This window comes from Methylobacterium nonmethylotrophicum, from assembly GCF_004745635.1.
Lineage (GTDB): Bacteria > Pseudomonadota > Alphaproteobacteria > Rhizobiales > Beijerinckiaceae > Methylobacterium > Methylobacterium nonmethylotrophicum.
In genome coordinates, this window is sequence record NZ_SRLB01000011.1 from 264,441 (window position 1) to 272,439 (window position 7,999).

Consider the following 7,999-nt stretch of genomic DNA (forward strand, 5'->3'; position numbering starts at 1 on the left):
CGGCGCCCCGTCAGCCAAGGAGCAGATCATGAACCAAGAGGTCATGAATCTTTTCAACCAGCAGGCTCAGCCTCAGAGCTTCGACCAGATCAAGATCTCGATCTCGTCGCCTGAGAAGATCCTGTCCTGGTCCTACGGCGAGATCAAGAAGCCCGAGACCATCAACTATCGCACGTTCAAGCCAGAGCGTGACGGCCTGTTCTGCGCCCGGATCTTCGGGCCGATCAAGGATTACGAGTGCTTGTGCGGCAAGTACAAGCGCATGAAGTACAAGGGCGTGATCTGCGAGAAGTGCGGCGTCGAGGTCACCCTCGCCCGCGTGCGGCGCGACCGCATGGGCCACATCGAGCTCGCCGCGCCCGTCGCCCATATCTGGTTCCTGAAGTCGCTGCCGAGCCGCATCGGCCTGCTTCTCGACATGGCGCTCAAGGATCTCGAGCGCATCCTGTACTTCGAGTCCTACGTCACGATCGAGCCGGGCCTCACCCCCCTCAAGGAGCGTCAGCTCCTGTCGGAGGAGGAGTACCTGCGCGCTCAGGAGGAGTACGGCGAGGACTCGTTCACCGCCATGATCGGCGCGGAGGCGATCCGGCGCATCCTGCAGGAGCTCGACCTCGACAAGATCGCGGCCGACCTGCGCGAGGAGATCGCCACCACCACCTCCGAGCTGAAGCCCAAGAAGCTGCTCAAGCGCCTCAAGATCATCGAGGCGTTCCAGCTCTCGGGCAACCGGCCCGAGTGGATGATCCTGACCGTCGTGCCGGTGATCCCGCCGGACCTGCGCCCGCTCGTTCCCCTCGACGGCGGCCGCTTCGCGACGTCCGACCTCAACGACCTGTACCGCCGCGTCATCAACCGCAACAACCGCCTCAAGCGGCTGATCGAGCTGCGCGCGCCCGACATCATCATCCGCAACGAGAAGCGGATGCTGCAGGAGGCGGTCGACGCGCTGTTCGACAACGGCCGGCGCGGCCGCGTCATCACGGGCGCCAACAAGCGCCCGCTGAAGTCGCTCGCCGACATGTTGAAGGGCAAGCAGGGCCGGTTCCGCCAGAACCTGCTCGGCAAGCGCGTCGACTATTCCGGTCGCTCGGTCATCGTGGTCGGCCCGGAGCTGAAGCTGCACCAGTGCGGGCTGCCCAAGAAGATGGCGCTCGAGCTGTTCAAGCCGTTCATCTACGCGCGCCTCGACGCCAAGGGCTTCTCGGCCACGGTCAAGCAGGCCAAGAAGCTCGTCGAGAAGGAGAAGCCGGAGGTCTGGGACATCCTGGACGAGGTGATCCGCGAGCATCCGGTGATGCTCAACCGCGCGCCGACGCTGCACCGGCTCGGCATCCAGGCCTTCGAGCCGAAGCTGATCGAGGGCAAGGCGATCCAGCTGCACCCGCTGGTCTGCGCCGCGTTCAACGCCGACTTCGACGGCGACCAGATGGCCGTGCACGTCCCGCTGTCGCTCGAGGCGCAGCTGGAAGCGCGCGTCCTGATGATGTCGACGAACAACATCCTGCACCCGGCGAACGGCGCGCCGATCATCGTGCCGTCGCAGGACATCGTCCTCGGCCTCTACTACCTGTCGATCGTCGCCGACGGCGCGCCCGGCGAGCACAAGCCGAACGACCCGAAGAACCCGATGCGCGGCGTGTTCGGCAATATCGGCGAGCTCGAGCACGCGCTCGCGGCCCGCACGGTCACGCTGCACTCGAAGATCAAGTGGCGCTGGAAGGGCCTCGGCCCCGACGGCAACGAGGTCGTGCGCATCTACGACACCACGCCCGGCCGCGTGATCCTGTCGAGCGTGCTGCCGCGCCACCCCAAGGTCCCCTTCGACGTCGTCAACAAGCTGATGACCAAGAAGGAGATCTCGGCGATGATCGACACCGTCTACCGCCATTGCGGTCAGAAGGAGTCGGTGATCTTCTGCGACCGCATCATGGGCCTCGGCTTCATCCACGCCTTCCGGGCCGGCATTTCGTTCGGCAAGGACGACATGGTGGTGCCGGACAACAAGTGGTCGATCGTCGACGAGACCCGCTCGCTGGTGAAGGACTACGAGCAGCAGTACCAGGACGGCCTGATCACCCAGGGCGAGAAGTACAACAAGGTCGTGGACGCCTGGGCCAAGTGCTCGGACCGGCTCGCTGGCGAGATGATGAACCGCATCTCGTCCGTGCAGAAGGACGAGCACGGCGCCGACAAGCAGGTCAACTCGATCTACATGATGAGCCACTCGGGCGCCCGCGGCTCGCCGGCCCAGATGAAGCAGCTCGCGGCGATGCGCGGCCTGATGGCCAAGCCCTCGGGCGAGATCATCGAGACCCCGATCATCTCGAACTTCAAGGAAGGCCTGGACGTGCTCGAGTACTTCAACTCGACGCACGGCGCCCGCAAGGGCCTCGCCGACACCGCGCTCAAGACCGCCAATTCCGGCTACCTGACCCGCCGCCTCGTCGACGTGGCCCAGGACGCGGTGATCCGCGAGACGGATTGCGGCACCGAGAGCGGCATCCGGATGCGCGCGATCATCGATGCCGGCCAGGTGGTCGCGTCGCTGGCGACCCGCATCCTCGGCCGTGCCACGGCCGAGGACCTGGTCGCCAATGACGGCTCGATCATCGTCGCCAAGGGCCAGACCATCGAGGAGAAGCACCTCGAGCCGATCACCAAGGCCGGCATCCAGGAGGTGAAGATCCGCTCGGTCCTGGTCTGCGCGACCAAGAACGGCGTCTGCGCCACCTGCTACGGGCGCGACCTCGCCCGCGGCACGCCCGTCAACATGGGCGAGGCCGTCGGCGTGATCGCCGCGCAGTCGATCGGCGAGCCGGGTACCCAGCTCACGATGCGCACGTTCCACATCGGCGGCGCGGCCCAGATCGCCGACTCGTCCTTCATCGAGTCGAGCTTCGAGGGCACGGTGAGGATCCGCAACCGCGGTCTCGCCCGCAACTCGGACGGCGACCTGATCGCCACCGGCCGCAACGTGGCGGTGGTGATCGTCGGGCCGGACGGCACCGAGCGGGCGGTCCACCGCCTGCAATACGGCGCCCGCGTCCGCGTCGACGAGGGCGACGCGATCAAGCGCGGCCAGCGCATCGCCGAGTGGGACCCCTACACCCGGCCGATCCTGACCGAGATCGACGGCATCGTGGCCTACGAGGACCTGATCGACGGTCAGTCGATCACCGAGACGACCGACGAGTCGACCGGCATCGCCAAGCGCGTCGTCATCGACTGGCGCGGCTCGGCGCGGACGGCGGACCTGCGTCCGGCGATCGCGATCCACGACCAGAACGGCCGGGTGCAGAAGCTGCCGCGCGGCTCGGACGCGCGCTCGCTCCTGCCGGTCGAGGCGATCATCGGCGTCGACCCGGGCACCCGGGTCAAGGCCGGCGACATCCTCGCCCGCGTCTCGACCGAGAGCGCCAAGACCCGCGACATCACCGGCGGTCTGCCGCGCGTGGCGGAGCTGTTCGAGGCGCGCCGGCCGAAGGACGCGGCGATCATCGCCGAGAAGTCCGGCACGATCTCGTTCGGGCGCGACTACAAGAACAAGCGCCGCCTGAGCCTGACCCCGCATGACGGCTCCGAGCCGGTGGAGTACCTGATCCCGAAGGGCAAGCACATCCACCTGCAGGACGGCGACGTGGTCGAGATCGGCGACTTCATCGTCGACGGCAACCCGGCCCCGCACGACATCCTGGCGATCAAGGGCGTGGAGGAGCTCGCCGCCTACCTCGTCAACGAGATCCAGGAAGTCTACCGGCTGCAGGGCGTGTCGATCAACGACAAGCACATCGAGGTGATCGTCCGCCAGATGCTGCAGAAGGTGGAGATCACCGACGGCGGCGATTCCGAGATCCTGACCGGCGACCAGATCGACCGGACGGAGCTGGCGGAGATCAACGAGCAGCTCATCGCCGAGGGCAAGAAGCCGGTGCAGGGCGTCCCCGTCCTGCTCGGCATCACGAAGGCCTCGCTGCAGACCCGCTCGTTCATCTCGGCGGCCTCGTTCCAGGAGACCACCCGCGTCCTCACCGAGGCGGCGGTCAACGGCAAGGTCGACAACCTTGAGGGCCTGAAGGAGAACGTCATCGTGGGCTCGCTGATCCCGGCGGGCACCGGCGCGATGATCGCCGACATCAAGTCGATCGCGCGCCGGCGCGACAACCTGATCATGGCCCAGAAGTCGGCCGAGAGCGGCGCGGCTGTCGCCGAGCAGCTCCCGGCCGCCGAGTAGGCGAGGGGGAGTTCGCCAAGGGCGGGCGCCCGCGCCCGCCGGCTTCCCGAGCACACCGGGCCTGCGCCCGGCAGCACATTGGAGAGGCCGGCGCCCCCGTTCGGGGCGCCGGCCTTTTTCGCGTAAGCAGCCAAGCTTTAAGGGAAAGTTTCCGCTTGACGGCCGGGGCCTCAGCCCGTAATAGGCCCACCTACTGAACGGCTGGCCGTAGGCGACAGCTGATCGACGTGCCCCTCGTGCCTCGATCCAAGTCTCCTAAACGCGACCGAACTTCAAACCGACTGACACGTGTCAGACCGGCATGATCGCTGGGGCTCGTCCTCCGGTGGTCCTCTGCTCGCATGGCGCGCCAAAGGCTGGTTTTCAGCCTGGGGCGCGATTTGCGTTGCGCCCTCATCACGGGGGTGACGGTCGTTCAGACGAGATTGTGGGAAACGACGGTCGCCAGGACGGCGATGCGTTGCGAGAGGAATGGCATGCCGACGATCAACCAGCTGATCGCCAATCCGCGGAAGGCGCAGAAGGCCCGCAACAAGGTGCCGGCCCTGGACGCCTGCCCGCAGAAGCGCGGCGTCTGCACCCGCGTCTACACCACGACCCCGAAGAAGCCGAACTCGGCGCTCCGCAAGGTCGCCAAGGTCCGCCTGACCAACGGCTTCGAGGTCATCGGCTACATCCCGGGCGAGGGCCACAACCTTCAGGAGCATTCCGTGGTGATGATCCGCGGCGGCCGCGTGAAGGACCTTCCGGGCGTGCGCTACCACATCCTGCGCGGCGTGCTCGACACCCAGGGCGTCAAGAACCGCAAGCAGCGGCGCTCGAAGTACGGCGCCAAGCGGCCGAAGTAAGGCCCGACGCGGACCGGTAAACGATCGCCTGTCCCGCAAGGATGTCGCCGGCTCAGATGCTCGAGGCGGCCTGCGCGGGGCACAACAGTTGATTTTTAGAGCTTAAGAACGGAGCGCGCGATGTCCCGCCGCCACAGTGCCGAGAAGCGTGAGATCATCCCGGACCCAAAGTTCGGTGACGTCGTCCTCACCAAGTTCATGAACTCGGTGATGTACGAGGGCAAGAAGTCGGTCGCCGAGAGCATCGTGTACGGTGCGTTCGACATCATCGAGGCCCGGGCGAAGGCGAACCCGATCGAGGTGTTCCGTGCCGCCCTCGACAACGTCGCCCCGGCGATCGAGGTCCGCTCCCGCCGCGTCGGCGGCGCGACCTACCAGGTCCCGGTCGAGGTCCGCACCGAGCGCCGCCAGGCCCTGGCGATCCGCTGGCTGATCCAGGCCGCCCGCTCGCGCAACGACCGCACGATGGTCGAGCGTCTCTCCGCCGAGCTGCTCGACGCCGCCAACAACCGCGGCAACGCCGTGAAGAAGCGCGAGGACACCCACCGGATGGCCGAGGCCAACCGCGCGTTCTCGCACTATCGCTGGTAAACGCTGCTTCGCCGCCGCCTCGCCGCGGCGGCCCCCTCTTCAGGAGCCCCCCGATGCCCCGCACGCACGCGATCGAGGACTACCGCAACTTCGGCATCATGGCCCACATCGACGCCGGCAAGACCACGACGACCGAGCGGATCCTCTACTACACCGGCAAGTCCCACAAGATCGGCGAGGTCCATGAGGGCGCCGCCACCATGGACTGGATGGAGCAGGAGCAGGAGCGTGGCATCACGATCACCTCGGCTGCGACGACCTGCTTCTGGCGCGACAAGCGCCTGAACATCATCGACACCCCCGGCCACGTCGACTTCACCATCGAGGTGGAGCGCTCCCTGCGCGTGCTCGACGGCGCCGTGTGCGTGCTCGACGGCAACCAGGGCGTCGAGCCGCAGACCGAGACGGTGTGGCGCCAGGCCGACAAGTACGACGTGCCGCGCGTCGTGTTCGTCAACAAGATGGACAAGATCGGCGCCGACTTCTTCAAGTGCGTGGCCGACATCATCGACCGCGTCGCCGGCAAGCCGGTCTGCCTGCAGCTGCCGATCGGCGCCGAGAGCTCGTTCAAGGGCGTCGTCGACCTGATCAAGATGAAGGCGATCGTGTGGTCGGGCGAGGCGCTCGGCGCCAACTTCTCCGAGGAGGAGATCCCGGCCGACCTCGCCGACCAGGCCGCGGAGTACCGCACCAAGCTGGTCGAGGCCTGCGTCGAGATGGACGACGACGCCATGACCGCCTACCTCGAGGGCGCCGAGCCCGACGAGGACACCATGCGCAGGCTCGTGCGCACGGCGGTGCAGCGTCGCGCCTTCCACCCCGTGCTGTGCGGCTCGGCCTTCAAGAACAAGGGCGTGCAGCCCCTGCTCGATGCGGTCGTCGACTACCTGCCGTCTCCCGCCGACCGCGGCGAGATCAAGGGCATCGACTTCAAGACCGAGGAAGAGGTCGTCCGCAAGCCGACCGACTCCGACCCCTTCTCCATGCTCGCCTTCAAGATCATGGACGACCCCCATGTCGGCACGATCACCTTCTGCCGCGTGTATTCGGGCAAGGTGGAGTCCGGCGCCAACGTCATCAACTCGACCCGCGACAAGAAGGAGCGGGTCGGCCGCATGCTCCTGATGCACGCGAACAACCGCGAGGACATCAAGGAGGCGTTCGCCGGTGACATCGTGGCGCTGGCGGGTCTCAAGGACACCCGCACCGGCGACACGCTGTGCGACCCGAACAAGGCCGTGATCCTCGAGAAGATGGAATTCCCGGAGCCGGTCATCGAGATCGCCGTCGAGCCGAAGTCCAAGGCGGACCAGGAGAAGCTCGGCATCGCGCTCTCGAAGCTCGCCGCCGAGGATCCGTCCTTCCGGGTCTCCACGGACCAGGAGTCGGGCCAGACCATCCTGAAGGGGATGGGCGAGCTCCACCTCGACATCAAGGTCGACATCCTGAAGCGCACCTACAAGGTCGAGGCCAATATCGGCCAGCCGCAGGTCGCCTACCGGGAGAAGCTGACCAAGCGGACCGAGATCGACTACACCCACAAGAAGCAGACCGGCGGTACCGGCCAGTTCGCGCGGGTGAAGTTCGTGGTGGAGCCGAACGAGCCTGGCGCCGGCTACGCGTTCGAGTCGAAGATCGTCGGCGGTGCGGTGCCCAAGGAATACATCCCGGGCGTCGAGAAGGGCCTCAACAGCGTGCTGACCGCCGGCATCCTGGCGGGCTTCCCGGTGGTCGACATCAAGGTGGAGCTGGTCGACGGCGCCTACCACGAGGTCGACTCCTCGGCGCTGGCCTTCGAGATCGCCTCGCGGGCGGCGCTTCGGGAAGCGCTCCAGAAGGGCGGCTCGGTCCTGCTCGAGCCGGTGATGAAGGTCGAGGTCGTGACCCCGGAGGATTATACCGGTTCGGTCATCGGCGACCTGAACTCCCGGCGCGGCCAGATCCAGGGCCAGGACATGCGCGGCAACGCCAACGTCATCAACGCGATGGTGCCGCTCGCCAACATGTTCGGCTACGTGAACCAGCTGCGCTCCTTCACCCAGGGGCGCGCGAACTTCACGATGCAGTTCGACCACTACGAAGAGGTCCCGCGCGGCGAGGCCGAGAAGGTGGTCGCCAAGTACGCCTAAGGCGAACCTACGCCTGACGAGGTCGGCCCGATCGGAAGGCCACCTCGCAGCTTCGGTGCCCGCCACGGCGGGCATCACCTCAGACCAAATCGCACGCATTCGATCGACGGAGTTTTGGCAATGGCCAAGGAAAAGTTTTCGCGGACGAAGCCGCACTGCAACATCGGGACGATCGGTCACGTCGACCACGGCAAGAC

General features: G+C 66.6%; 4 protein-coding genes. All 4 read left to right on the forward strand.

Features of this window, described 5'->3' with window-relative positions; all coding sequences use genetic code 11:
* Positions 1-28 precede the first annotated feature (28 nt).
* Entirely contained in the window at positions 29-4,234 is a 4,206-nt protein-coding gene (gene rpoC / locus EU555_RS16995; protein WP_135416128.1) for a DNA-directed RNA polymerase subunit beta', read from the forward strand.
* 476 nt (positions 4,235-4,710) lie between these two features.
* Entirely contained in the window at positions 4,711-5,082 is a 372-nt protein-coding gene (gene rpsL, locus EU555_RS17000; protein WP_048429408.1) for a 30S ribosomal protein S12, read from the forward strand.
* Between the two features lie 120 nt (positions 5,083-5,202).
* Positions 5,203-5,673 (forward strand): 30S ribosomal protein S7, encoded by a 471-nt coding sequence (rpsG, locus tag EU555_RS17005; RefSeq protein WP_135416130.1) that lies wholly within the window; start codon positions 5,203-5,205, stop codon positions 5,671-5,673.
* Positions 5,674-5,726: 53 nt separating this feature from the next.
* Positions 5,727-7,802, forward strand: coding sequence for an elongation factor G (gene fusA, locus EU555_RS17010; protein WP_135416132.1), 2,076 nt, complete (start codon positions 5,727-5,729; stop codon positions 7,800-7,802).
* The last annotated feature ends 197 nt before the right edge of the window (positions 7,803-7,999 follow it).

Coding starts and splice junctions, on each gene's coding strand:
- rpoC (WP_135416128.1), top strand. CDS start 29: ATGAACCAAGAGGTCATGAATCTTTTCAACCAGCAGGCTCAGCCTCAG.
- rpsL (WP_048429408.1), top strand. CDS start 4,711: ATGCCGACGATCAACCAGCTGATCGCCAATCCGCGGAAGGCGCAGAAG.
- rpsG (WP_135416130.1), top strand. CDS start 5,203: ATGTCCCGCCGCCACAGTGCCGAGAAGCGTGAGATCATCCCGGACCCA.
- fusA (WP_135416132.1), top strand. CDS start 5,727: ATGCCCCGCACGCACGCGATCGAGGACTACCGCAACTTCGGCATCATG.